Source organism: Colwellia sp. BRX10-4 (assembly GCF_014077465.1).
Taxonomy (GTDB): Bacteria; Pseudomonadota; Gammaproteobacteria; order Enterobacterales; family Alteromonadaceae; genus Colwellia_A.
On record NZ_JACGVZ010000098.1, the window covers coordinates 1 to 668 of the forward strand.

General features: G+C 41.2%; 1 protein-coding gene. It reads left to right on the forward strand.

All coding sequences use genetic code 11. The features are described from left to right. The coding region (locus tag H4J67_RS19990; protein WP_182204916.1) for a tandem-95 repeat protein at positions 1-668 on the forward strand (668 nt) is incomplete at both ends.

Here is a 668-nt window from a genome sequence, read left to right on the forward strand (position 1 = left end):
TTAAGTGATGATAGTGAAACGGTTACGATAGCTGAAGATACAATTGCTACAGGTAATGTGCTTGATAACGCAGAAACTGCAGACGGTCCACTAACTGTTACAAGCTTTACGGTTGGTGGGAATACCTATAATGCAGGTGATACCGTTACTCTTACGGAAGGTGAGTTAACTTTAAATACCGATGGTAGTTATACCTTCACACCTAATGATAATTTCAACGGTGCTGTTCCTGTTATTACTTATAGCGTTACTGATGGTGCTGGTGATACACAGAACTCTACACTAACAATTTCAGTGACACCAGTGTCTGATCTAAGTGATGATAGTGAAACTTTTTCTGTTGCAGAAGACACAACCGCCACGGGCAATGTCCTCGATAACGCAGAAAGTGCAGATGGACCATTAACTGTCACCAGTTTTACTGTTGATGGTAATACTTATAATGCAGGTGACACGGTTACTCTTGCTGAGGGTGAACTCACTTTAAATGCAGATGGTAGTTATACCTTCACACCTAATGATAATTTCAACGGTGCTGTGCCCGTTATTACTTATAGCGTTACTGACGGTGCAGGTGATACACAGACTTCTACCTTAACGATTTCAGTGACACCAGTTTCTGATCTGAGCGATGATAATGAAACTGTCTCTGTTGCAGAAGATACTAC